At 68.1% G+C, this 22,462-nt stretch carries 23 protein-coding genes, 2 tRNA genes and 1 pseudogene; 16 read left to right on the top strand and 10 right to left on the bottom strand.

What is annotated here, in order from left to right:
* The first annotated feature begins 10 nt into the window (after window positions 1-10).
* Genes AB0M95_RS13105 through AB0M95_RS13095 form a run of 3 tightly spaced genes read left to right on the top strand, consistent with a single transcriptional unit; the run spans window position 11 to window position 3,113 of the window.
* Window positions 11-1,657, top strand: a complete 1,647-nt coding sequence (locus AB0M95_RS13105) for a replication initiator (RefSeq protein ID WP_363763297.1) — start codon at window positions 11-13, stop codon at window positions 1,655-1,657.
* Window positions 1,654-1,905: a helix-turn-helix domain-containing protein gene (locus tag AB0M95_RS13100; protein WP_363762987.1), complete on the top strand. Its 252-nt coding sequence runs from the start codon at window positions 1,654-1,656 to the stop codon at window positions 1,903-1,905. The genes AB0M95_RS13105 and AB0M95_RS13100 overlap by 4 nt, the downstream gene beginning before the upstream one ends.
* Window positions 1,905-3,113, top strand: a complete 1,209-nt coding sequence (locus tag AB0M95_RS13095) for a tyrosine-type recombinase/integrase (RefSeq protein WP_363762984.1) — start codon at window positions 1,905-1,907, stop codon at window positions 3,111-3,113. Before AB0M95_RS13100 ends, AB0M95_RS13095 begins: the two co-directional genes overlap by 1 nt.
* Before the next feature lie 62 nt (window positions 3,114-3,175).
* Here the strand turns inward: AB0M95_RS13095 and AB0M95_RS13090 are convergent.
* Window positions 3,176-3,246 (bottom strand) — tRNA-Gly (locus AB0M95_RS13090).
* Window positions 3,247-3,336: 90 nt separating this feature from the next.
* Here AB0M95_RS13090 and AB0M95_RS13085 point away from each other — a divergent pair.
* Window positions 3,337-3,405: transfer RNA gene (locus AB0M95_RS13085), tRNA-Pro, on the top strand.
* A gap of 188 nt (window positions 3,406-3,593) precedes the next feature.
* Here the strand turns inward: AB0M95_RS13085 and AB0M95_RS13080 are convergent.
* Both AB0M95_RS13080 and AB0M95_RS13075 read right to left on the bottom strand, forming a co-directional pair.
* Window positions 3,594-4,235: an HNH endonuclease family protein gene (locus tag AB0M95_RS13080; protein ID WP_358523754.1), complete on the bottom strand. Its 642-nt coding sequence runs from the start codon at window positions 4,233-4,235 to the stop codon at window positions 3,594-3,596.
* 325 nt (window positions 4,236-4,560) lie between these two features.
* On the bottom strand, window positions 4,561-4,740 hold the full coding sequence (locus AB0M95_RS13075) for a hypothetical protein (RefSeq protein WP_358523752.1): 180 nt from the start codon (window positions 4,738-4,740) through the stop codon (window positions 4,561-4,563).
* Window positions 4,741-5,228: 488 nt separating this feature from the next.
* On the opposite strand from AB0M95_RS13075, the pseudogene AB0M95_RS13070 reads away from it, so the two are divergent.
* Window positions 5,229-5,438 (top strand): annotated as a pseudogene (locus AB0M95_RS13070) (transposase); the annotation flags it as partial.
* Window positions 5,439-5,546: 108 nt separating this feature from the next.
* Here the strand turns inward: AB0M95_RS13070 and AB0M95_RS13065 are convergent.
* The 7 genes from AB0M95_RS13065 to AB0M95_RS13035 all read right to left on the bottom strand — a co-directional run bounded on the left by AB0M95_RS13065 (window position 5,547) and on the right by AB0M95_RS13035 (window position 9,615).
* Window positions 5,547-5,750, bottom strand: a complete 204-nt coding sequence (locus tag AB0M95_RS13065) for a helix-turn-helix domain-containing protein (RefSeq protein ID WP_363762980.1) — start codon at window positions 5,748-5,750, stop codon at window positions 5,547-5,549.
* Window positions 5,751-5,965: 215 nt separating this feature from the next.
* Window positions 5,966-6,421, bottom strand: coding sequence for a helix-turn-helix domain-containing protein (locus tag AB0M95_RS13060; RefSeq protein ID WP_358523750.1), 456 nt, complete (start codon window positions 6,419-6,421; stop codon window positions 5,966-5,968).
* A gap of 104 nt (window positions 6,422-6,525) precedes the next feature.
* The gene (locus AB0M95_RS13055) at window positions 6,526-7,554 is read right to left on the bottom strand and encodes a C40 family peptidase (protein WP_363762977.1); all 1,029 of its coding nucleotides are present in this window, start codon (window positions 7,552-7,554) and stop codon (window positions 6,526-6,528) included.
* Between the two features lie 230 nt (window positions 7,555-7,784).
* Window positions 7,785-7,937: a hypothetical protein gene (locus AB0M95_RS13050; protein WP_358523747.1), complete on the bottom strand. Its 153-nt coding sequence runs from the start codon at window positions 7,935-7,937 to the stop codon at window positions 7,785-7,787.
* Window positions 7,934-8,503, bottom strand: coding sequence for a DUF6545 domain-containing protein (locus AB0M95_RS13045; RefSeq protein ID WP_363762974.1), 570 nt, complete (start codon window positions 8,501-8,503; stop codon window positions 7,934-7,936). Before AB0M95_RS13045 ends, AB0M95_RS13050 begins: the two co-directional genes overlap by 4 nt.
* A 1-nt stretch (window position 8,504) precedes the next feature.
* Window positions 8,505-9,023, bottom strand: coding sequence for a hypothetical protein (locus tag AB0M95_RS13040; RefSeq protein WP_363762971.1), 519 nt, complete (start codon window positions 9,021-9,023; stop codon window positions 8,505-8,507).
* Window positions 9,024-9,183: 160 nt separating this feature from the next.
* Window positions 9,184-9,615: a helix-turn-helix transcriptional regulator gene (locus AB0M95_RS13035; RefSeq protein ID WP_358523742.1), complete on the bottom strand. Its 432-nt coding sequence runs from the start codon at window positions 9,613-9,615 to the stop codon at window positions 9,184-9,186.
* A gap of 256 nt (window positions 9,616-9,871) precedes the next feature.
* Here AB0M95_RS13035 and AB0M95_RS13030 point away from each other — a divergent pair, with 256 nt between their 5' ends.
* From AB0M95_RS13030 to AB0M95_RS12980, 11 genes are all read left to right on the top strand, one after another.
* On the top strand, window positions 9,872-10,195 hold the full coding sequence (locus tag AB0M95_RS13030) for a hypothetical protein (RefSeq protein WP_358523739.1): 324 nt from the start codon (window positions 9,872-9,874) through the stop codon (window positions 10,193-10,195).
* Between the two features lie 19 nt (window positions 10,196-10,214).
* Window positions 10,215-10,964: a hypothetical protein gene (locus AB0M95_RS13025; protein ID WP_358523736.1), complete on the top strand. Its 750-nt coding sequence runs from the start codon at window positions 10,215-10,217 to the stop codon at window positions 10,962-10,964.
* Between the two features lie 50 nt (window positions 10,965-11,014).
* A complete protein-coding gene (locus tag AB0M95_RS13020) occupies window positions 11,015-12,517 on the top strand; it encodes a conjugal transfer protein TrbL family protein (protein ID WP_358523733.1) in 1,503 nt (500 codons plus the stop codon).
* On the top strand, window positions 12,514-14,070 hold the full coding sequence (locus tag AB0M95_RS13015; protein WP_358523730.1) for an SCO6880 family protein: 1,557 nt from the start codon (window positions 12,514-12,516) through the stop codon (window positions 14,068-14,070). The genes AB0M95_RS13020 and AB0M95_RS13015 overlap by 4 nt, the downstream gene beginning before the upstream one ends.
* Before the next feature lie 2 nt (window positions 14,071-14,072).
* The gene (locus tag AB0M95_RS13010) at window positions 14,073-15,578 is read left to right on the top strand and encodes a type VI secretion protein (RefSeq protein WP_358523727.1); all 1,506 of its coding nucleotides are present in this window, start codon (window positions 14,073-14,075) and stop codon (window positions 15,576-15,578) included.
* 1 nt (window position 15,579) lies between these two features.
* On the top strand, window positions 15,580-17,439 hold the full coding sequence (locus tag AB0M95_RS13005; RefSeq protein WP_358523725.1) for a TraM recognition domain-containing protein: 1,860 nt from the start codon (window positions 15,580-15,582) through the stop codon (window positions 17,437-17,439).
* Window positions 17,423-18,247, top strand: coding sequence for a hypothetical protein (locus tag AB0M95_RS13000; RefSeq protein ID WP_358523722.1), 825 nt, complete (start codon window positions 17,423-17,425; stop codon window positions 18,245-18,247). Before AB0M95_RS13005 ends, AB0M95_RS13000 begins: the two co-directional genes overlap by 17 nt.
* A gap of 113 nt (window positions 18,248-18,360) precedes the next feature.
* Entirely contained in the window at window positions 18,361-19,386 is a 1,026-nt protein-coding gene (locus AB0M95_RS12995) for a DnaB-like helicase N-terminal domain-containing protein (protein WP_363762964.1), read from the top strand.
* A 17-nt stretch (window positions 19,387-19,403) separates the two neighbouring features.
* Window positions 19,404-19,730: a hypothetical protein gene (locus AB0M95_RS12990; RefSeq protein WP_358523716.1), complete on the top strand. Its 327-nt coding sequence runs from the start codon at window positions 19,404-19,406 to the stop codon at window positions 19,728-19,730.
* A gap of 51 nt (window positions 19,731-19,781) precedes the next feature.
* The gene (locus AB0M95_RS12985; protein ID WP_363762961.1) at window positions 19,782-21,485 is read left to right on the top strand and encodes an RNA polymerase sigma factor; all 1,704 of its coding nucleotides are present in this window, start codon (window positions 19,782-19,784) and stop codon (window positions 21,483-21,485) included.
* Window positions 21,486-21,503: 18 nt separating this feature from the next.
* Window positions 21,504-22,462: hypothetical protein (locus AB0M95_RS12980; RefSeq protein WP_363762958.1), on the top strand; the 959-nt coding region annotated here is incomplete at its 3' end.

The following is a 22,462-nucleotide window of genomic DNA, read 5'->3' as shown; positions in this document are numbered from 1 at the left end:
GCGCGCGGCCATGCCGCTGGCCCTGGACGTGATCGAAGAGGCGTGCAAGGTCAACGGCGTCTGCATCCGCCCGGTGGTGCTCAAGCGCACCGACACCACCACGGGCAAGGTCGAGTACGTCAACGTCCCATGCGGCGCCACGCTGGCGGCCAAGTGCGAGCCGTGCGCCAATCGGGCCGTGCAGCTCCGCAAGGCGCAATGCCGGGAGGGCTGGCATCTGGAAGCCGAACCGGTCGCCGAACGCAGCGAACCGACCGACCGTCAGCGCTGGCTTGTCGAAGAACGCGCCGACGTCGAAGCGCTGCGGGAATTGGTCATACAGGACGGCGGGGACCTGGCCGTCTGGGATGAGGTGGCCACGACCCTGGAGGATGAGCTAGCCGAATCCGGGGTCCGGGGTCACGTCTTGCCGGGTGAGGGCAAGCCTCGCCGGTCGCGCTCGACCCGTCGTCGGCAGGACGCCCCGGATCTGCCCAAGCGGCAGCGTGAGAACCGCACTGTCGGACGCGCTTTCACCGCTCCGGACGGGCGCGTCTACCGGCCGTCGCTGTTCGTCACTCTGACATGTGACAGCTACGGCAAGGTTCGCCCGGACGGCACTCCGGTCGATCCCTCGACGTATGACTACGTCCGGGCGGCGCGGGACGCGATCCACTTCCCCAAGCTGGTGGACCGGTTCGTGCAGAACCTTCGCCGCGTCGCCGGATATGACGTGCAGTACTTCGCCACCGTGGAGCCGCAAAAGCGGCTGGCTCCCCATCTGCACATGGCCGTGCGGGGCACCATGCCACGTGCAGAGCTCAAGGCCGTAGCGGCTGCGACCTACCACCAGGTGTGGTGGCCTGCGGCGGATGAGGTGCGCTACGAGGGTGCGCACCTGCCGGTCTGGGTTGCTGATGAGCACGCGTGCGACCGTGAGGATGGGCAGGCCGGCGACTACCTCGACCCGGAAACCGGCGAGGTGCTGCCCACCTGGGAACAGGCGCTCGACCAGCTCGACGCCGACGACGACGCCGAACCCCTGCACGTGGTGCGGCTGGGTCCCCAGATCGACGTCAAGGGCGTCATGGCGGGATCACCTGGGGCGGACCTGGGCCTGCGGTACCTGACCAAGTACCTCACCAAGTCTCTGACCGACTGCCACGAGCCGGCCAACGATGCCCAGCGGGCACACGTGGAACGGCTCATGTCGGTTCTGCGCTACGAGCCGTGCGCGCCAACCTGCCCGAACTGGCTGCGCTACGGCGTGCAGCCCAAGGGCGCCAAAGCCGGGATGCGTCCGGGGGCCTGCCGGGGCAAGGCGCACAAGCCCGAACACCTCGGCTACGCCGGACGCCGCGTGCTCGTCTCCCGCAAGTGGTCCGGCAAGACGCTGTCGGAGCACAAGCAGGACCGCCGGGCCTGGGTGCTGGAACAACTCGCCGAACTCGGCCTTCCGGCAACCAACGACCACAGCGACCCCCTTGACCCACACCGCTACATCTGGCGCCCGGTCACCTCGGCCGATCGCGGCGTCCCGCACCGCGCCAAACGCCTGCTAGACGAACTCGCCAAACGCCACCAATGGCGCGCGGCACTCAAACAGGCACAGGCACGCGCAGACGGACAACCCATCGGAGAACTTTCGGCAACTCAGGCAACGAGGAGGGCGGCGTGACGAGAAAGGCCAAGCAAGAGCCGGTGTCGCTCCTTCCGGAGTCGGCGCAAGGCCCATTGCTCACCGTGGAGCAGGCGGCGGAACGGCTGAACACCTCCGTTCGCTTTCCTCGTCGCCTGATCGAGGAGAGGCGGATCACCTTCGTGCGCGTCGGCCGGAAGGTGCGTATCCCCAAAGCGGCTTTAGAGGCGTTCATCGCCGCCGGAGTGGTCCATCCGATCACGGCTCGTAGCGGCAGGGCCGCCTGATGGCCGAGAAGAAGAAGCGGCGGTTCGGTCGCGTTCGGAAGCTTCCGTCAGGCCGCTTCCAGGCGCGCTACGCGGGGCCTGACGGCGTCGATCGCCCGGCGCCCTATACCTTCACCACCCAGAAGGACGCGGAGCGCTGGCTCGTCCTCAAGGAGGCTGAGATCCAGCGGGGCGACTGGATGAGCCCAGAGGCTGGGAAGGTCCCCTTCGGCGTCTACGCGGCGTCGTGGATTGATGACCGGGTCCTCAAGGCCCGGACGGAGGGCTTGTATCGGAGCCTCCTCAAAAACCACCTCGCGCCGACTTTCGGCAACGTGAACCTTGGGGACATCAAGGACGCCGACGTGCGGCGGTGGCGCAAGGAACGGCTCGGCGCGGTGGGACAGTCCACGGTGGCCAAGGCGTATCAGCTCCTCAAGTCGATCATGAATACGGCTGTTGACGACGAACTGATTCGTAAGAACCCGTGCCGTATCAAGGGGGCCGGTGCCCCGGACACGCCCGAACGGCGGATGATACCGCTGGCGAAGGTTCTGGAGATCTTGGCCAAGGTGCCGGAGCGGTATCGGGCGCTCGTGCTTCTCGGCACGTTCACGAGTCTTCGTTGGGGTGAGCTGGCCGGCCTGCGTCGCCCGAACCTCGATTTAGACGAGGGGGTTGTGCGGGTCGTGAGTGAGCTGGCCGAACTCGACGGCGGCAGGCTCATGGAGGACACTCCCAAGTCCCGGGCCGGTCGTCGAGTGGTGACCATCCCGGAAGAGATCATTCCGGAGCTTCGCCACCACGTTGACCAGTTCGCCGAAGCGGGGGAGAACGGGCGTGTGTTCGTCGGCCCGAAGGGGGCATGGCTGCGGCGGTCGGGGTTCCGCCGGATCTGGAACGCGGTCCGCGCGGATGTGGGGCTCCCTGATCTTCACTTCCATGATCTTCGTCACGTCGGCAATACTCTCGCAGCCGCTTCAGGCGCAAGCCTCAAAGAGTTGATGGTGAGGATGGGCCACGCGAGCCCCCGCGCGGCGTTGATCTATCAGCATGCGACGCGCGATCGGGACAAGGTCATCGCGGAAGCGCTTGGGCAGGCACTCAAGGTCGCGAGGGATGGCGAGCCCGAGACGCGGCGGAAGCCGACAGCAGGGAACGGGCACGTTCGCCAGTCGGGCCGCGCAGAACAGGGAACGGGCACGCAACGGGCACGACCCCGAAAATAGTTCGTGAGAGCAGTAAGGCCCGGGTTGGGGATCACGTCCTCTACCTGGGCCTTCGTGGTGAGAGCGGACGACGGGAATCGAACCCGCGTAGCCAGTTTGGAAGACTGGGGCTCTACCATTGAGCTACGTCCGCGCGAGCCGGTCGCCGTCTGGTCTAGACTTCATCCGGTCGTCAGGACGTAAGCGTACCGGAGATTCCGAGTGCGCGAACGGCCCGGCGTTCCGGGGTGTAGCGCAGCTTGGTAGCGCGCCTGCTTTGGGTGCAAGAGGGCCTGATGTCAAGTTACCCCTTAGACCCCCCTTCCGACCTGCTGATATGAGTGCCGCGCCTGCGGACTTCTAACGGCGTGTTAGACGGCCTGTTGGAACCACGGGCGACCTCCATGAGCCGTGGCGTTTGGTGGAGGGCGGAGTTGCCGGTTGGAGTAGGTGCCTCGCCCGCCAGTTGAACAAGGGCGAGTCGAGCTGCCGGTCACCTGATCAGCAGGTGGCGAGCATCTCGGTCAGCGCGTCCCGCTCCGCGGCCTGGAGGGTGAGCGCGTAGGCGTGCTTCACCGCGATCCACGCCGAGGCGTAGGTGCAGCCGAAGCCGGCCAGGGGTGGTTGCCAGGTGGAGGGGTCCTGGTCGCTCTTGCCCTGGTTGACGTTGTCGGTGACCGCCCACAGCTGGGGCGTGGCCAGGTCGTTGGCGAAGGCACGTCGTTGCGCGGTGGTCCAGGCCCAGGCGCCGGACCGCCACGCTTCGTACAGCGGCACCATGTGGTCGATGTCGATGTCGGACGCGGCCATCCAGGTCGCGCCGTCGTAGGGGCTGTACCAGGTGCCGGAGGTGGCGGCGCAGAAGGCGTTGACGACGACGGCGCTGCCATCGCGCCGTAGCACGGTCTCGCGGGTGTTGCAGGTCCCGGAGATGGTGATCCAGTGCGGGAACAGCGTGCGGTTGTAGCTGTCCTGATGGGTCTCCTCGGCGACGACGAGGGCGTTGAGCTGGGCCGCGGCGGTGGCGGGGTCGGGGATTCCTGGCGGCTCGGCCCTCGCCGGCGCGGCGCCGAGTACGGTGAGCAGTCCAGCAAGTAGCACGGTCGCGAAGGATGCGGACGTGAAAGCGGTGAGTCGGGACACCGGGGCTCCTTCGGCCATCCGTCTCGGCCGGCGTCGGGCTGCCGGTCGGGGGCGAGTTGGACGGTTCGCCTCGACCATGACGGTCCCCAAGTGATCGCGCACCGGCTTTCACAGAAAGTGACGGATCAGTCACTCCACGGCCAGGGCGTGGGGGGGCGCCTCATGAGGCACGCCTGGCCCGCTCTCCGCGACGTTGGGCAGGCCGCCTAGCTGGTTTCCAGGCGCGGGGCTCACTAGAATCGCGCTGCCCGGTCGCACATGCACAGCGCCCGCTCCTCCGCGAGGGAGGGGCGGGCGCTTTCTGCGTGTCGGCGGCCGGGTGTGGTCAGTCTGGAAGCGCGTCGAGGATTAGGGGGATGGCGCCGAGCAGTGCGGCTACGGCCAGGACGAGTTTCGCCATGCCGCTGGGGGCGGCGGCGGTGGATCTCCTGATCGCGTAGGCGGCTACCGCGAGGGCGGCGAGGACGATACTCGCTTTCGCGGCTATGAGCAGGGTTGACTCCATTCGGTCTCCTAATATGGATTGCCGGGCTATTGCCGCCTCGTCCGTATTGCTGCGGTTGGTATCGGTCCGCATACGGTCCGCGATCGGCAGTCGCACTCTAACGGAGTGATCGTGAATGCGTATCAGGATCGCCGATCAATCGCATGCGGCCGCCAATGGATCGCCCTGACACCCTGGACAACCAGCGAGGAGACGCTATTGTCGCCCGGGAGCAGGGACCGATTGCCGGGCCTGCGCGTAGGGCGGGGCGCCGACCGGGGTGGTATCCGGGGAGCGCCCCGTCCGCTCATCGCGCAGGCAGAGACACGACCTTCGCCATGTCTGCCAAATTCACGACTCCGGCGAAGTCGTTCATGTCCGCAGACGAGGCTCTCGGCATCACCATGTCCCGCTTACGCCGCTACAAGCTGGACCGGCCGTAGCGGGATCGACCACCCGCTGTTACCGCGTCGATCGCCGTGATCGAAGGCGCCGCAGGCGATGGGATCCGCCGCGATCATGAACGGATCCGCCCGTTCCGGCGAATGCGCAACTGGCGTGTCGGCATCGAAGCCCGCATCAGCCACCTCAAGCGAGGATTCGAGCTCCGCCGCACCCGCCTACGCCGCCTCGAAGGCGCCCAGATCTGGGCCGGAGTCGGAAGCTTCGCCTATAATCTCCATCGGATGATCGTGATCACCCGATGTCCACTCGGCTGAAGCCGACTGGAGAGTGTAAGCCGGATCGGCAAGCATGCCCCCGCCTCACAGGCTGGCCATCAGCCCCCTGCTCAAAGCTTCAATGACCTCTTTTTCGGGAGCAAGTGGCTAGGCGACTGCCTCGGCGAGGTAGCCAGCGAGGTCGGTCTCGCGGAACCGTAGCTGCTTGCCGAGGCGAACGACGGGAAGCCTTCCGGCCTCGACTTGGTCGTACACCCAGCTCTTCTTGACGCCCCAGAGATCGCACAGTTGATCAACGTTGATGAGCCGCAGGCTCACGTAGTCGGCACCTTCGTTGGGGTCTCTGCTCAAGCTGCCCACCTTTCCGATCCCGATACGACCAGCGTGTATCCTCAGCACAAAAATATACTCATGTATATGAGCTGGTCAAGGCAGGTGTGCCTACCTTGTGCTGGATCAGACTCGCCGTGATGCGCCTGTGGTGGAAAGGGCGCGCCTGACAGGGGTGCTGCGCTCCGGATCTGCGCATTCGGTGCGACGAGATCCGCTCCTCAGGCTGTTATCGACTACCCGGCTCGGTGCTTCCCCTGCTCGGTGAGTGCAGGGAGTCCTTCAAGGGTGCGTGCGCGGTCGATCATGTCTTGGATTGTCTTCAAAGTTTCGTCGGAGAGGCCGGCCGCCCGTAGTGCGACCTCTTTGACCGCTTCGTCTCTGAGGGCGAGGTCGACCTTCGTCGCTGGGGCTGTGCCGCCGTCTTCGGCCTCGTCTTCGAAGAAGTACAGGACCGAGACGCCGAAGAAGGCCGCCAGCGCGGCGAGGTGTCGTTTGGTGGGGTTGTCCTTGATGCCCTTGCGGAGTTGCCAGACGTAGGCTTGCGAGATCACCTTTTCGCCGGCGGCGGCGTTGATCGCTTCGGCGACCTCTACGTTGGTGTACGGTTTGCCGCCCTTGGGGTAGACGGTCTGGAACAGGTGCTCAAGCCGGTCGGCGAGCGGGCCGGGTTTGGAAGGCGTGGTGCTCACGGGTCCTTCCCCTCCCTTGGGCGGACGGTCGGTGACGCGCCCCCTGCCGGACTGGTCATAGACTCCAGTACTCGACAATAGGGCGGCGTTTACGTGAGTACATCCTAGCCGGTGATGCGGGCGCCCGCGATGAAGGTCTTGTGCCGGTAGGTTCCTGGTGCCATGGAGTCGAAGCGCAGGTTGGCGCCGGTGAAGGGTGCGTTGAAGAAGCGGTGGTCGCCTGCGTAGATGCCGACGTGGGACGGGGCGCTGCCGGTGCCCGAGGTGCCTGGCCAGAAGACCAGGTCGCCTACCTGGAGCTGATCGTAGGGGACGTGCTTCCAGCGGCGGTCCTGGAACTGGGTGGCGGCGGTCCGGGGGAGCAGGACCTTGCCGCCGGTGGCCTGGTAGACGGCCCAGACGGTCAGGCCTGAGCAGTCGAAGCCCGGTTGGCCGCTTCCGTTGGAGTTCGTGCCTACCGAGGGCCCGTTCTGGTCGCCGCCGCCATACTGGTAGGCCATCCCGGTCCACTTCTGCGCTTGGGCGAGGATCGCCGCGCCGAGGTCGCCGGGTGGGACGACGGTGGGGCAGGCGGTCGCTTTCTCTGCGAAGGCTGCGACGATCTTCGTGGCGAAAGGCTCCCACTGCGCGTAGGCGTCGGGAGTGCCGGACTTCTGGACGGCTTGTGCGGCGTGCGCCAGAGGGATCGTCTGCCAGTTCGGTACCTTGACGAGCGCCGCGTAGAACTTCTTGGAGGCATGGACCGGATCGGTCAGCTGCTCGGGAGTGCCCCATCCTTGGGATGGCCGCTGCTGGAACAGGCCCAGGCTGTCGAGATCGCCTGGGGTTGTGGAGTTGCGGAGCCGGTCTTCCTGCATCGAGGTCGCGATGGCGATGACCGCCGCCCGGGCCGGCAGCTTGAGCTCGGCGGAGACCTGGTAGATGATCTGAGCGTTGCGGGCCTGGCCGTCGTTGAGGATCTCGCCGCGGCCGGTGTCCATGCCAGAGCCGGTGGTGCCGAAGCACGAGGAGTCCACGCCTGACGGGGGAGGACCGGGGGCGGTGCCTGCGGCAGAGCCGAGGGCGATGCCCAGAACGAGCGTGAGGGGCGCGGCGACGGCCGCGACCACGGCACCGACGAGCTTGCCGCTCATAGGCGGACGCGGGAAAGCGAACGGACGCGGGGAAGCGGAACAGGGGTGATCGTGTGCATGTGATCTCCCTTGAACTCGCTGAGATCCGGGTCGGCGCGGGGAGCAACCAGTCTGTTTGCTACAGCAAACGAACCGGTAAGACGGTATTGGGCATCTCGGGCTGACGTCAACTGGGGCAAATGCGATGAGCCTGGTTGAGGCTGCCCTGTTTGCTGGCAGGCTTGCTCAGTTCAATGGAGGAGCTTGTCGGCCCTGGTGTCGGCCGGCTCGCGGGGAGGAGGGCCTGGTCCGCTGCCCAGTAGGGGCGCGGTAGCGGAGTCGAAGATCAGCGTGCACTCGGTTCGCGTGGCGCGCGCGAGGGCGGGCATCTGCGTCTTGGTCATGGATGTCGCATCGCTATTCGGTGGCTGAGCGTGGCACAAGCGGTGGCGACGGCTTCGCAGCGGCGCGCGCCATCGACCAGGCGGAGCCAGCGCACCTCGCCGCGCAAGTCGCTCCCACCGCGTGCCGGCCGTGAAGTCGGTGGTACGTAAGGCCGGCCATGGTGTCGCGCGCCGGCCGCGCAGGTGAGCCAGGCGGCCTCGATCGCGGCGTCGAGTTGCTCTCCTGCCAGGCCATGGCTGACCAGCTCGTCTCGAATCCAGCGATGGTCCTCGTCGGTCACGTAGCCGCGCAGGGCCAGCCGTGCGTCGCGGATCTCGATCGTGCGACGCAGCAGCCGGATGCGGAGATCGGCGAACGAGGTCAGGTCGGTGCGTCGGCTGGGTGGGGCGCCGAGGACGACGTGCGGCGTCGCGTCGGTGAGTTGCTTCCAGAGCGGGCGCAGCGCGTTGAGGTTTCGATAAGCCCAGCAGGCGTCGAGCGCGGCGCTGATGGCCAGAAGCGGCAGGCGCCACAGGGGGACGGTCCACGGGATGGTCCACGGGACGGTGATGAGGAGGATCTTCATTTCAGTCGCGCGGGGTTTGGCTCGGGCGCTGCCAGGCGTTGCTGAGCCGGGTCACCCAGCTACCAGAGTGGGGCGGTGAGACGCTGGCCCGTTCCAGGATCAGGGAGGAGAGGAGCTCGGCTTGAAGTTCGTTGTCGGTGGTGTAGATCCGCCGGCTCAGCCAGTGCCGCACTTTGCCGGGGTCCAGGTCGGGCAGTATCCCGGACAGGCTGAGGGCGTCGGCCACGTCGGAGGAGTGGCCAAGGAGCATGTGAGAGACCTCGTGCAGGATGATCGCGTCTCGATGCAGGGGGCTGGTGTCCTGCTCGTAGTAGATGCGATCGACGTGGTCGAAGCCGACCCACAGGCCGTAGGGGCATGACTCCGCGGTCGGGGTCATCTGGGCCGGTGTGAGGATCATCGGTTTGCCGCGGCGCTCGGACACCGAATCACAGAATGTGGTGATCTCGAAAGGATTCGGAATGGTCAGCTCGCGCAGGAGTTTCTCGCACTGCGCGCGGAAGCGCTTCAGATCGTTCAACCCGAACTCTCCTCGGTCAAACGGGAGTCTGGCAATGGGAGAGTAAAGGAATTTGGAGATCCTTTGGGGGCGGCCTGGGGGCTGCTGGCTGCGGAAACGCCGTGTGGTACGGGGATGTGGGGTCAGGTAAAACTTTACGGCGGGGTCGACAGACGGTGATTCACTGCCTGGGGTCGTCGTCCGGCAGGCCTTCGATCTTCCGGGCCTGCTCGACCATGCCCAAGATCGCTTTGAGGGTTTCGGGGGACAGGCCGGACGCTCGCAGAGCGAGTTCGCGCACGCCGCTGTCGCGGATCGCGGCGATCAGCGCGAGCTGGCTGTCGGTGCGCACGGCCACCTCGTCATCGGCGAAGTAGGTCACGTCGACGCCGAAGAAACGGGCGATGGCACTCAGCCGTTCGTAGCTGGGCCTGGTTTTCTCTCCCGTGCGCAGTTGTGACAGGTAGGCGGCTGAGATGATCGCCTTGCCGGCCTCTTCGTTGATCTGTCTGGCGGCTTCGCGGAGCGTGTACGGCCCGCGACCCTTGGGGTGCACGGTCTTGAACAGGTGGTCGAGTCGCTGCGCCAGCACGCCCGGTTCGCTGTCGATCATGTCAGGTGTAGCCCTCCGTCAGCTCACCAACGCAAGATCCAGCACTGTCCATAGTGTAGTGCTTGCTCCGGCAAAGCGAGTTGACCCTTTGACCGCTTGATTGTTTGCTGTAGTTGACAAGCCTCTTCGTGGGCGCGTATAACCGTTTCCGCGGCGTTCGTACGGAAACGTCGCAGGTCAAACCCCGTCCCCGCGCGATTCAGGCCGCTCGCGTGCCCGGTCGGCGGGCGGGCCCCCTACCCCCAAGGAGCCCGATTTGCCCCTTTCGTTGTCTCTGCATGATGGTGTTCACGCCGCGGTACAAGCGCTGGCGGCTGACATCGACAACCCCGCCCCGCAGGACCCGACCGCGGGCAGCAACGGCGTCAACCTTCTGCTGGCCTACGCCAAGTGGGGCGCCCTGATCGCCTGCGCGGTCGCCGCCGTCGTCTCCGGCGGGCTGATGGCCGTCGGAGCCCTGTCCAACCGGCCCGACCACGCCGACAAGGGCAAACGCGCCCTGGTGTGGAGCCTCGGCGGAGTCGTGGTCACGGCGATCGCCATTCCCATGGTGAACACGGTCTTCGGAGCCGCTTCCTAGCGGCCGGTGCGCAGACGACATGAGCAACACCTTCCTGCAGCGTCGCCGGCCGGCCTTCTACTACCTGCGCATGATCGTGCTTGGACTGGTCACGTTCGTGGCTGTCGGCCTGGTCATCCAAACGGCCCTGATGCCCAGCGACCCCCCGGACTACCGTGTCCCCGCGCCCGGCGCAGGGCCTGGGGATGTGATCGGCATCGACCAGAACGGCAAGCGGATCGGCTTCGGTGAGCACCCGCCGCCGTTGCAGCTTTTGCCGGGAACCCGGATGGTGCATGAGGTCTCGGTCGGTTACCCGCACTCGACGCTCGGTGCGGTCTCCGCCGCGGTGCAGTACTGGGGCCAGATCGCTTCCACGCTCGACCCCGCCCGCGCGGCGCAGATCGGCACCGTCATCGCCGATCCGGCGTGGACGACCGCCGCCGCCGAACTGTCGAAGGGACCGATCAACACCCGCAGGCGCCTGGGCCTGCCCACCAGCGGACCGGCTCCCGACGGCGCGTCGGTGCTGCTCACCCCGATGGCTTATCAGATTCGGCAGATCACGACTGACTCGGTGACCGTCCTGCTGCTGGGCTATCTCCAGACCACGCTGCCGGGCCAGGAGCCGCAAAACCGCATCGGCGTCTTCCCCTTGCGAATGCACTGGGCCGCCGGTGACTGGAAGGTCCCCGCCCCCACGCTCAGCGCGGACTACTCAGGCCTGCAGGCCGCACCCGGCTCCCCGGAGGCGGCCGCCCTGGGGTGGCTGCCGCTGACCTCGCCGTAAGTCAAGCCTCGTGACCACTCACCCCGGGCTGACAGGACAGGAGGTCTCCCATGCCATGCGATCTGCCTGATGTCCTGGGCTGCGCCGGCGACCTCGTCGGCGGGGGCGTCACCAGCATCGCCGGCAGCGCCTTCAACGCGGTCGTCCAGAGCTTTGTGTCGGCGGCGAACACCCTGCTGGAAGGCTTCGGGAAAGCGTTCGTCGCCATCCCGCCGGTCGATTTGACCTCTCCCGGGGTGCGCAGCGTCTACCAGATCTCCCTCAAGGTCGCCGGAGTGATCGCTGTTCTGCTGCTGCTGGGCCAGGTCATCAAGACGGCGATCACGCACGATGGTTCCGCCTTGGCCCAAGGGCTGATCGGCGTCGGGAAGGCTGCGCTGGCGTTCATGTTGACGCTGGTGATCGCGGGGACGTCTCTCAAAGCGGCCGACGAGATCACCAACTACATCGTGGTGCGGAGTTTTGGCAGCACCCGGGCTCTCACCGCCAGGATCACCAGCCTGATTCCGTGGTCCTCGCCGGCCACGGCGGGTGCGCTGATCCTGCTGCTGGCGGTTGTCGGGATTCTGCTCACGCTGGTGCTCTGGTTCGAACTGCTGCTGCGTAACGTGGCCATCGTCGTCTTGGTGGCGACCTCGCCGATCGCGGCAGCCGGGCAGGTCTCGGGGTTCACCACCTCCTGGTGGACCAAGTTCGCGGTGGCCACGGTTCAGCTGATCATCCTCAAACCGGTCATCGCGCTCGTCTTCGCGCTGGGATTCGGGATGACCGGCAAGAGCGAAGACATCCAGTCCATTCTGGCCGGGATGCTCGTGCTGATCCTGGCGGTCTTCGCCTGGCCGGCCATTGCCCGTTTCTTCTCCTTCGCCAGCGTCGCGGTCGGCGGCAGCGCAGGACTTGGAAGCCTTGTCGGTTTTGCCGCCGGACGGGCCGGCGGCGGGGGGCCGGGCGGGGGCGTACCGACCGGTATCGATCCTGATGAGTTCAGCCAGGCGTCCGAGGCCCGGACCATGGCCTCTTTCGGGCAGTCCGGTGGTGGTGCATCAGCGGCCGGGGGCGCCGGGGGGTCTGCGGCGGCCGGGGCCGGTCCCGCGGCGGTTGCCGTCGCGGCACTCCGCGGAGCGCAGAAGGCGATCAACAGCCTCAGCGGTGGCATGGACCAGATGGCGACCCACGCGGGAATGGGCGGGCGACCGGCCGGCTACGCGGCCGGAGTACCGCCTTACGCCGGACAGGGTCGTTACCGGCGCCCGTACGGCGCAGGTACCTCTGCCCCTGGCAGCGGCAGTGCAGGCGGCACGCCCCCCGCTCCGGTGCCTGGCTCCGGCGCGCTGGGGAAGGGGGAAGACCATCAGGGATCATCGCAGGCTGAGCCACCCCTGCCGCAGGCGTCGGCTGCGGAACGGCCGGCTGATACTCCGGCCGAGCAGACCGCACCCCAATCCCCTGCCCTGCCGGATCAGCCTGCTCTGGCAGAGGCCCTTCCAGCGCCGCCGCGGCCGAAGGCGACCCCTGCCGGTGACGGTCATGACCTTGAGGGAGGCGTGGCATGAGTGCCGGTACCGGTGGCGGTACGCCGTCCTCGCGGACGTATTTCGGCTGGCAGGAGGAGAAGGTCGCCTTCATTCTCGGGGTGAGTGGGCAGCGTGCCGCGATGCTCGCGGTCGCTGTGCTTTCCGCCGCCTGGCCGCTGGCCGTCTCCGACATCAGGAAAGGCCTGCTGTGCTGGCCGGTCGCCGGTCTGCTGATCGCCCTGGCGTTCGTCCGGATCGCCGGTCGGACCGTCGATGAGTGGATCCTGGCCGCCGCCTCCTACGGACTACTGCGGTCCCGAGATCAGAACAAGTTCGCCAGTGCCGCGTTCGCTCCGAGGTCCACAAGCCGTCCTGCCGCGCCTGCGCCGATGGACCTGCCCGGCATTTTGGCGCCCGTGACCATCTTGGAGGCCGCCTTCGGTAACGCGGCCACGATCGCGGTGGCGCACAACAGCTACGAGCGGACCTTCACCGCGGTCGCACGGATCGGCTTCCCGGGGATCGGGCTGGTCGACTCCTCGCGCAGAGATCTGCGGGTCGCGGGGTGGGGCGGTTTGCTGTCGGGGTTGTGCACCGAGGGCAACCCGATCGTCCGGGTGCAAGCGCTGCAGCGGCTGGTCCCCGAATCGGGGGCGGCGCTGCGCCGATGGCACGCCGACCACCTCTCAGACCAGGCGCCACCTCTCGCGCGGGAGATCACCGCGATGCTGTTGGCGACCTCGACGTTGGCGACCTCGCAGCGTGAGGCGTTCTTGGCGTTCACCATGGACCACAAGAGGGCAGCGTCGCAGATCAGGGCCGCCGGTGGTGGTACGGCAGGGGCCGCGACCGTGCTGGTCCGTCAGCTCAAGGCGCTTACCTCGGCCATCGGCGGTGCCGATCTGCAGGTGGAAGGCTGGCTCGATCCACGGGATCTGGCCGAGGTGCTGCGGACCGCGTTCGACCCCCACTCGGCTCGTGTCCTGGCCGACCAGCGTGCCGGGGCGATGGCCGCTGCCACAGTGGGCGTCCGCCACAAGGGTGTGCCGGGGGTGGATCCGGCGCTGGCGGGGCCGGCCGCCGCCGAGGCCAAGCCCGGCTCCTACGCCCACGACGGCGCTCACTCGGTCAGCTATGTGGTGCACGACTGGCCGCGAAACCAGGTGTACTCCACCGCGCTGGCGCCCCTGCTGGGGGAGAGCGATCACCGTCGTGCTTTCTCCTTGCACGTCGAGCCCCTCGGCCCGCGCAAGGCGGAACAGGAGGTGATGCGCGAGCGTACGGCCCGCGATGTCGCGATCAGGATGCGGCAGCGTACCGGCCAGATCGTTCCCGAGCACGAGCAGGCCGCCCTTGACCGTGCCCGCTCCCAGGACCGCGAACGTGCGGCCGGTCACGGACTGGTCCGCTTCTCGGCATACGTCACGGTCACCGTCACCGATCCCGCCGACCTGGACGACGCCTGCGCGGCACTGGAAGCCGACGCGGCGGCAGCACGGATCTCCATCCGCCGCATGTGGATGGCCCAGGACGTCGGGTTCGCGCTCGGCGCCCTGCCGCTGGGCATGGGCCTGCCCCGGAAGAGGTTGTGAGTATGGGCCTGCGCAAGAGGAACAGCGCTGCTCTGCCCGCCTTCGACCTGGCCGATGTGCTGGGAACTCCGGCCGCCCCTGTGGCCAAGGCCGGCGGCAACCGGGCCGGGAAGGCCGAGCGCCGTCGCCAGGATGCGCTCGCGCCGCGGCGCGGTCATGCCCACCCCTTCGGGGGACGCGCTCCCCGATTCCCGGCGATCCCTGTCTTCCGCGGGAGCACCGGCCAGGTGCAGGGCCTGTACCCGTGGCTGTACGGGGCGAGCATGCCGCCGGTCGGTGTCTACGTCGGCGTCGACTGCCTGTCCGGCGGCGCGTTCGCCTGCCACCCCATCGAATGGCTGCACCGGGGCCTGATCTCCAACCCGAACATGCTGATCACCGGGGTGCCCGGCGCGGGCAAATCCGCCACGATCAAAGCCCTCATCACCCGGCTCAGCGCGTACGGCGTCAAGACCTTCGTACTCGGCGACATCAAGAACGAGTACGCGCCCCTGGCACGCGCGTTCGGCGTCGCACCGGTCGAACTCGGCCCTGGCCTGGGAACCCGGCTCAACCCGCTGGACGCCGGCCCGCTCGGCGAGAACCTGCCCGCCGACGGCGAGCAGCTGCGCGAGCGGCTGGAGGAGATCCACCGCCGCCGCATCACCCTGCTGTCCTCGCTGCTGGTCATGCGGCTGGGCGGCGACCTCACCCCAACGGAGGAGGCGGCGATCAGCTTGGCGATCAAACACGCCTCCGGGCAGGCCGCCGGCGCGAGCACCCTCAAGGACCCGACCATCCCGCAGGTGTGGCAGCTCCTGCGCGACCCGCTGCCGGAGATGGCCACCGAACTGCGGGTCCGCGGCGATGACGTGGGGGAACTGCGGGAGATGGTCCGGCGGGCGACCGACGCCCTCGGCAACATGGTCCGCGACTCCCTTTCCGGCCTGTTCGACGGACCCACCAGCGTGCAGCTCGACTTCAACGCCCCGATCCAGACCGTCGATCTGTCCCGTATCGACGGCCGCGGGGACGAGACCGTCGCCATGACGCTCGCCTGCGTCTCCTCCTGGGGCCAGGCCGCCATCGACGAACCCGGCGGACCCGTCCGCCTGGTCGTCCGCGACGAGCTGTGGCGCGCCATGCGCGTCCCCGCCATGATCCGCAAAGTCGACTCCGACCTTCGCCTGTCCCGCGCCCAGGGCACCATCCAGGTCCTGGCCACCCACCGGCTCGCGGACTTCGAGGCGGTGGGGCCCGAGGGCTCGCAGGAGGTCACGATCGCCAAGAACCTGATCGCCAGCTGCGACGTGCGCATCTGCCTGCGGCAGGACACCGCCCCGCTGGCGATGACCCGCGATGCGATCGGGCTCACCGACACCGAGTGCGCACACATCGCCTCCTGGTCCGGCGAGCAGATCGGCCGGGCGGTCTGGAAGATCGGCCGCACCGCCAGCCACGTCGTCCAGGTCGTCCTCACTCCCGTGGAGCGCCGGCTCTACTGGACCAACGAGCGCATGGCCGTCTGACATGGCACGAAACGAGACCATCGCCGGCCGCGGCGTGTTCGACGGCCCTGCCGACTACCTGCTGTTCGGTGCGCTCGGATGCATCGTCGTCGCGGTCGTGGGGGTCTGGCTGACCGGGCAGATCGCCGGACTGGTATTCGCCTTCTCCTGGCCCGACACCAGCCTGGGCGACTCCCTATCGATCCTGCAACGGCTTCCCCACCACCTGTCCGACCCCAAGCAAGCCTGGCCGGCCTCGGCACGCGACTCCCTCCCGGGCTGGCCCGGATTCCTGCTCTCGGCCCTGATCACCTTCACCGGCCTGGCGACCGCGGCCGTTGCCGGTATCCGCCGGGTCGCCGGCGGGCGTTCCCAGCGCGGGTTCGCCTCCCGCCGCCACTTGGCCCGGGCGATGTCGGAGAAAGCGGTCCTTATCCGGGGACCGGTCGTCCGCCCGAGCTTGGCAGGCACCGGGTACGCGGTGGAAGAGGTGGGAGTGCGGCTGGGCCGCGCCAGGTCCGGCGGCATGCCGCTGGCCATCAGCTCCGAGTCGTCGGTCCTGGTGATGTCCGCGCCCCGTCAAGGCAAGACCAGCATGGTCATCATCCCGTGGCTGCACCGCTGGCCCGGTCCTGCTCTGGCCACCTCGGTCCGCAAAGACGTCGTCGAGGCGACCGCGCTGCTGCGCGCCGAAGGCGGCCGTCCCGTGCTGGTGATGGCGCCCACCGGGATGATCCGCTGGCCTGACCTGGTGCGCTGGTCACCGACCTCGGGTTGCGAGAACTTCGAAAAGGCCCGCATCCGGGCTGACGTCATGGTCACGGTCGGTAAGACCGGCAGCAACCAGGACTCCGGCAACGCGGCCTACTTCGGTATGACGGCCACGAATCTGCTCGCGGGCTGGCTGCACGCCGCCGCCTTGTCCGGCGGTTCCACCGACGATGTCCTGCGCTGGGCGCTGGATGAGCGCCTCGACCAACCTGTGAAGATCTTGCGCGACCATCCCGCCGCGGCGCCGGGCACCGCCGCGATGCTCGATGCCGCCTACCGGTCTCCTGAGGGCACCCGCTCGAACCTGTGGACCACCGTGCAGACGGCGGTGGCACCGCTGCTGGCCCCCACCGCCCGCGCCACCTTCACCCCGGCGGCGGGGGAGGGCATCGACCTGGAAGTCTTCCTCAAAGTCCGCGGCACGATCTATCTGCTGGTCTCGGAGAAACAGGCGACCGACCTGGCGCCGCTGATCTCGGCGTTCGTCGACGAGCTCACCGAGACCGCCAAGAGGCTCGCCGACGCCTCACCCGGCGGCCGGCTCGACCCACCGCTTGGCCTGATCTGCGACGAGGTCGCCAACGTCGTCCCGCTCCCGCACCTGCCCGCCCTGATGTCGTACGCGGGCGGATCGGGCATCTTCGTCGTCGCCGTGCTCCAGAACATGGCGCAAGCCGAGAACCGGTGGGGCCGCGAAGGCGCGGCCATGCTCTGGGGCGCCTCCACCGTCAAGATCGCCCTCGGTGGTCTGTCCGGTGACGAACTACGTGACCTGTCCGCGCTGGCCGGTGAGCATCGCGAACTCCTCACCACCCACCAGCGTGGCAGCACCGGCCACACCATCCAGTCCACCTTGCACGACCGCAAGACCCTTCCGGCGGAGGCGATCCGGACCCTGTCCGAAGAACACCGCGAGGCGCTGGTCATCCACGCCACCACCCCCGCCGTGCTGGTGCGGATGACCCGCCACTACGAAGGCCCCGACCGCGACGCCTACGCCCGCTCAGTCGCCGCGGCCACCCACATGATCACAAACGCCATCCCGTACACCACCAGCGTCACGACAACCGCCGCGGGCAAGGACGGAACCGAAAATGACCGAGACGCCTAAGCAGCCGGTGAAATCTCAGGCGGCTGTCCTGCTGAAGTCCTCGCTGAACAAGGGCTACCGCGACCAGCACCTCAGCCGTGGCAAGCGTCGTGACCGTCCCACGGCCAAGCCCACCCGGCGCCTGATGGAGTGGCACCGGATGGATCCCGGCGAACGGCAGGCCAACTGGGCGCGGCTGCGGGCCTGGGCGACCTGGCTGCACGACCGTTACGAACTCGGCGTCGAGGAACGCCTGCCGCGCTGCTGGGCCCAGCATCCCGGCCTGATCGAAGAGCTGTGGGCGCTCAAAGCCTGGCGTGAAGAGATCTATGACGCCAAGCAGCCGTCAGGGCAGGCCGCACGCTACTGGCACGCCGAGCTCCGTCAGACCATGCACGCCGCGATCACCTTCTACGCTGCCGGCTGCCGCGCCGGGCACCGCGGAGCCGACGGCCTGGCCGCCGAGGACGCCGCTCTCCAACAGCGCTGGGCCACCGCGGATCCCGCCGCGGGCATCCCTGCCGGCATGCTCCAGGCCGACGATGCCGCACCGGGCCGGTCGGACAGCTACCTGTTCCTGACCGCCGCCACCATGACCACCCACCACGAGCAAGCCGCGGCCGTCCCCCTGGGCACGACGGTCACCGACTTCCTCCACCATGACGGCTCCTGGTGGACCCCCGGCCAAGGCGGCTGGCTCCGGATCATCGATCCCCACCTCGACCGCCGCCTCAACCAGCGATCCGCCGCCCTGGCACTCGCCGATCGCAGCGTCGAGCGCCACAGGGCCTTCAAGGCCACCGGCCGGGCGGCGAAAGGAATCGCCTGATGTCGCCCTTAACCGACCCAGCCACACTCACGCCGCGCTCACAACGACCAAGAGCGCCGCGACCTGGAGCCTCCCTTTTAGGAGGTCACACAACGATAGGAAGCTCCCCGACCATGCCTGATCTCGTCCACCGGACCGAACAAGAGCTCCTCGGCGCGCTGATCTACGATCCGAGTCTCGTCAACGACGTGCCCTACCTTCTTCCCCGGCATTTCCAGCACTCCGATCACCAGGCCATCTTCGCGGCGTTCCTCGACATCTACGCCAACGAACCCGGAATCTGGGGTGCGACGATGGCCGAACGGATCAATCTCCAGATCGGCCAGTCCAGTATCGACCAGACGCGGCTCACCGGCCTTGTTCTGTCCAGCCCCGATCTCGCCTCCGTCGCCGTCTACGGCCGCATGATCCAAGAAGCCGCGCTGCGTCGCGAACTCCTCAGCCACGCCGACCGCCTCACCCAAGCCGCCGGAACCGTCCGTGGCATCGACCCGGAACTGGACCACTTCGCGCTGCTGTCGGACGCCCTGCGCTCCAACGCGGTCCACTTCGACACCAGCCTCACCTATGAACTGGCGGTACAGGCACCGCGCCAGGACCTGCGGACCCTGCGCGAAGAAGCACTACTGGCCGATTTGATCCAGCATCCCGAATACCTACACGAGGTGGCCGCCTGGCTGGATCCCGAGGTGTTCACCAGCCCCGACCGGCGCAGCATCTACGAAGCCATCATCGCCGTCGACCACTACGGCGAGCCGGTGCAGGAACTCACCCTCTCCTGGGAACTCGCCCGCGCTCGATCCGCCGACCTCACCCTGGCCGGCGAACCCATCGACAGCAGGTTCGACGCCACCCCCGCGGCTCCCGGCTACCTCGCTCGCCTGGCGGTCACCGCAGTCGAGGCAGGCGTCTCCATCGAGCTCGGACGTGACCTGCTGGCCGACCACAGCCGCGCCGAACTCGCCGCCGGAGCCGCCCGGATCACCGTGAACGCCGTGAACGCCGTGACAATCGCCCACCAGCCCGCCGCGCATCGGACCCTCCGCCACGAACGCGGCTTCGCACAGGACCACAGCGCGCCGCTTCTCACACCACCCGATCAAACGCTCGGCCTCGACGGCCCCGAGCTGCGCCAGTAGAAGGAGCCACCCAAACCATGTCGCTCCCCAAGCGCCCCGCAGACCAGCCGTCCACCGCCGAACCGGACACCCAGCCAATGATCATCAGTCACGCGGAGATAAACCGGGCCTTCGACCAGGGCCTAGTGACGCCGCTTGGCCAGACCATCGCCTACGTCGTCCGCTATCAGCACACGTGGTGGATCCATTTCGAGAAGGGATGGATCCGCAGTGACAAGCAGCTCGCCGACATGCTCGACGCCGAAGCCGCACGCATCACCGCTCAGGACACCATCGTGGCCCGCAAGGCCGCGATCCGTGCGGCCACCCGGCCCGACCCGCAAGAACGACTGAACCCGACCTGACGGCAACCTGCGATACGTCATGCCGATCCAAATTCAGGAGCGCTGATCTGTGTGTTGAGAGACGATCCCGCCGTACTGGAGCAGCTGTGCCGAGCGTACGGTGATCATCTCTACGACTATTGTCGTTCCCTGCTGCAAGACGACGATGCCCTGTCGGCCACGGTGGGCGCCCTTCACGGGGCCATGGCCCACACCGGCCGGTTGCAGGACGCCAGGCATCTGCGGGCCTGGCTGTACTCCCTGGCCCGCGCCGAATGCCAGGCCAGGCTCGCCGCCGTCACCCACACCCGCTCATACACCCGGCAGGGACGCGGCGGGGCTCCCGAGCTGGCGGCCGAAGTGCTGGCCTGCCTGGAGTCGCGAGAGCGGGAGATCCTCGATCTCACCGCGCGCCACGGCCTGACGCCCGATGAAGCCGCCCGGGTACTGGACATCCCGGTGGACGCGGTGGAGACGGCAGCACGCCTGGGCAGGCGCAATGCCGAGCAGTGGCTGGCGGCCGTCATGGACGCCAGGCGCGCCACTCCGCGGTGCCCGCTACTGGCCGACCTGGTGACCTCGTGGGTGGAGTCGCCGACGCGGCTGTTGCGCGCCCACATCAGCCGGCACGTGCGCTCCTGCAAGCACTGCCAGGCCACGCCGACCAAGGCATCCATCACCACGCTGCTGTCAGCCATGCCCATCAGGACAAGTCCCGCTCCATTGCAACGGCAACGACTGTCCGCCGGCGCCGGCGCCGGCGCTTCGGTCACCGCCGCGGAGACCCGCACCGAAAGCTGGCACCCCGACGGGTTCCCCGTGCAGCCCGACGCGCTTGAGGACCCCCCGCCCCCCAAGGAACCGTTGTCGGTCGAGGAAGGCTTCACCCCCGAACGGCCCGATGACAAGCAGCCGCCCGCGGATTTCTGGGAACACGACCCGCAGGCCGCCGACCCCGAAAGCCGCATCCGGTGGGGCCGCGTCAGCCTGGTCACCCTGGTATCGGTGGCGTCGGCAGCTGTGATCTGGACGCTGCTGTTCAATCCCGGCAACAGCAGGAAGACGATCAACGTGGAGGCGGCCGGAGGAACGGTCGCGGTCACGGCCGGCGAGCCGCTGCCACCCCTGGCCGCCCCTCCGCCCCCACCCGCGGACGCCCGCAGGCTGGCAGACGTCGGTGCACCCAGCGGCACGGCCACGCCGAAGACCAACCAGCGCCGCGCGAGCAGGCTGAACAGCTCCGCGCCGCTGCCGCCGCCGTCCCACCGATCAACCCCGTCAACCAAGCCGACCGGCGAACCCAAGCACAACGCCTCCCCATCGGCTAATAGCGGCCCGAACGACCCTCCGCCTCCGCCTAGGACATCGCAGCCCCGCTCATCCCCGAGGCAGACCTCGCAGCCGCAGGCCAGCACGCCCCCGCCCCCGCCCCCGCCCCCACCGCCACCGCCATCGTTCTCGGCGTCCACCACCTCGGTGAATCTGGGCACCGGCCGGGGGGGAACGGTGACCGTGCACAGCCAGACCGGATCGATCAGCTGGCAGGCGAGTGGCGCCGAGGTGAGCGCGTCACCCGGCAGCGGAAGCGTCGCAGACGGCCAGAGCTCGACCATCAATTTCTCGCTCCAGGTCGCAGTGGGCCACACCGACGACTGCGGCAAGCCCTTGACCACATATCTGTCGATCTTCTGGTCCGGTGACAACAAGGGAACCAAAGGCTCCGGGACCACCGGCGTCACCATCACCTACACGAAGCCCTGCCCCAAGCCCCTCTAGCAACAAAGAGAGACACCTATGCCCCGACTTCGTAAACGCGAATGGATCATCGCGCTCATCGCGGTGCTGTTCACGTTGACCATCGGCATCCCCACCGGCATGGCCCTGGCGGATCCCGGCCAGAGCACCGGCGTCAACAACCAGTGCGACGACATCCTCGGCACCGGAACCCCCGAGTTCATGTACTGCTCGTGGATGGCCGAGACGCCCAAGGATGCCCTGAACGTCCTCGACTTCTGGTCGTACAACGACGGCCAGCGGCTCAAGGAAGCCGTGCCCTACCCCAGCCCCGTCCTGTTCTGCAAGGACAAGAGCAACAAGGGCCCCGGCATGCAGGGCTGCGCCGACTCCGACCAGGTGCTGTGTAAGTACGACCAGAGCGCCGGGAAGTACCTGTGCAAGGACACCGAGGGCAAGCCGACGAACCCGCCCGCCAAGGCATGTCTGGGCGGTGAGTTCGACTGCACGCGCGGCAACGGTTCCACGACCTCGGGAGAGGCGAACGGCACCCCCGCGCCGACGGCGACCGGCGGCGCGCGGACCGGCGGCGACCCGAGCGCCGGTCCGCTCGCCGCCAGCCAGGCGCCGAACGCCGAGGCCTCGGCGTCACCGGACGGCTCCGGGCAACTCGCCACGCCGGACGCCCAACCCGACACTCAGGCCGACCAGCAGACCGAGCCCCAGAAGCAGCAGGTCAACCGGCAGCGGTCCGAGCCGCAGGGCTGGCAGCAGACCGAGCAGCCCGAGCCGACCACGTCCGCCAAACCGCAGCCGACGACCCCCGACAAGCAGGTGCTGACGCCTCCGGACGACGCGACCGGCCAGGCCGCCGCCGCGGCCGTCAAGCTGGGCATGCGCGTGTGGATCGAGAGCGAGCTGGCTCCGGCCTGGACCGCGGGCAAGGACCAGTTCGACGCCGCGGTCGCCACCCTGGCCGCGCAGGCGAGCAGGCCCGGCGTCGTGGGCGTGAAGTTCGC

The organism is Sphaerisporangium sp. NPDC051017 (genome assembly GCF_040683095.1).
Lineage (GTDB): Bacteria > Actinomycetota > Actinomycetes > Streptosporangiales > Streptosporangiaceae > Sphaerisporangium.
This window is presented reverse-complemented; position numbering and strand designations above follow the sequence as displayed.

Bases quoted from the DNA above. Each gene is read 5' to 3' on its own strand.
- AB0M95_RS13055 (WP_363762977.1), bottom strand. From the start codon at position 7,554: ATGAGCGGCAAGCTCGTCGGTGCCGTGGTCGCGGCCGTCGCCGCGCCC.
- AB0M95_RS13020 (WP_358523733.1), top strand. From the start codon at position 11,015: ATGCCATGCGATCTGCCTGATGTCCTGGGCTGCGCCGGCGACCTCGTC.
- AB0M95_RS13000 (WP_358523722.1), top strand. From the start codon at position 17,423: ATGACCGAGACGCCTAAGCAGCCGGTGAAATCTCAGGCGGCTGTCCTG.
- AB0M95_RS13025 (WP_358523736.1), top strand. From the start codon at position 10,215: ATGAGCAACACCTTCCTGCAGCGTCGCCGGCCGGCCTTCTACTACCTG.
- AB0M95_RS13075 (WP_358523752.1), bottom strand. From the start codon at position 4,740: ATGGAGTCAACCCTGCTCATAGCCGCGAAAGCGAGTATCGTCCTCGCC.
- AB0M95_RS13005 (WP_358523725.1), top strand. From the start codon at position 15,580: ATGGCACGAAACGAGACCATCGCCGGCCGCGGCGTGTTCGACGGCCCT.
- AB0M95_RS12995 (WP_363762964.1), top strand. From the start codon at position 18,361: ATGCCTGATCTCGTCCACCGGACCGAACAAGAGCTCCTCGGCGCGCTG.
- AB0M95_RS13095 (WP_363762984.1), top strand. From the start codon at position 1,905: ATGGCCGAGAAGAAGAAGCGGCGGTTCGGTCGCGTTCGGAAGCTTCCG.
- AB0M95_RS13015 (WP_358523730.1), top strand. From the start codon at position 12,514: ATGAGTGCCGGTACCGGTGGCGGTACGCCGTCCTCGCGGACGTATTTC.
- AB0M95_RS13035 (WP_358523742.1), bottom strand. From the start codon at position 9,615: ATGATCGACAGCGAACCGGGCGTGCTGGCGCAGCGACTCGACCACCTG.
- AB0M95_RS13045 (WP_363762974.1), bottom strand. From the start codon at position 8,503: ATGAAGATCCTCCTCATCACCGTCCCGTGGACCATCCCGTGGACCGTC.
- AB0M95_RS12990 (WP_358523716.1), top strand. From the start codon at position 19,404: ATGTCGCTCCCCAAGCGCCCCGCAGACCAGCCGTCCACCGCCGAACCG.
- AB0M95_RS13105 (WP_363763297.1), top strand. From the start codon at position 11: ATGCCGCTGGCCCTGGACGTGATCGAAGAGGCGTGCAAGGTCAACGGC.
- AB0M95_RS13010 (WP_358523727.1), top strand. From the start codon at position 14,073: ATGGGCCTGCGCAAGAGGAACAGCGCTGCTCTGCCCGCCTTCGACCTG.
- AB0M95_RS13050 (WP_358523747.1), bottom strand. From the start codon at position 7,937: ATGACCAAGACGCAGATGCCCGCCCTCGCGCGCGCCACGCGAACCGAG.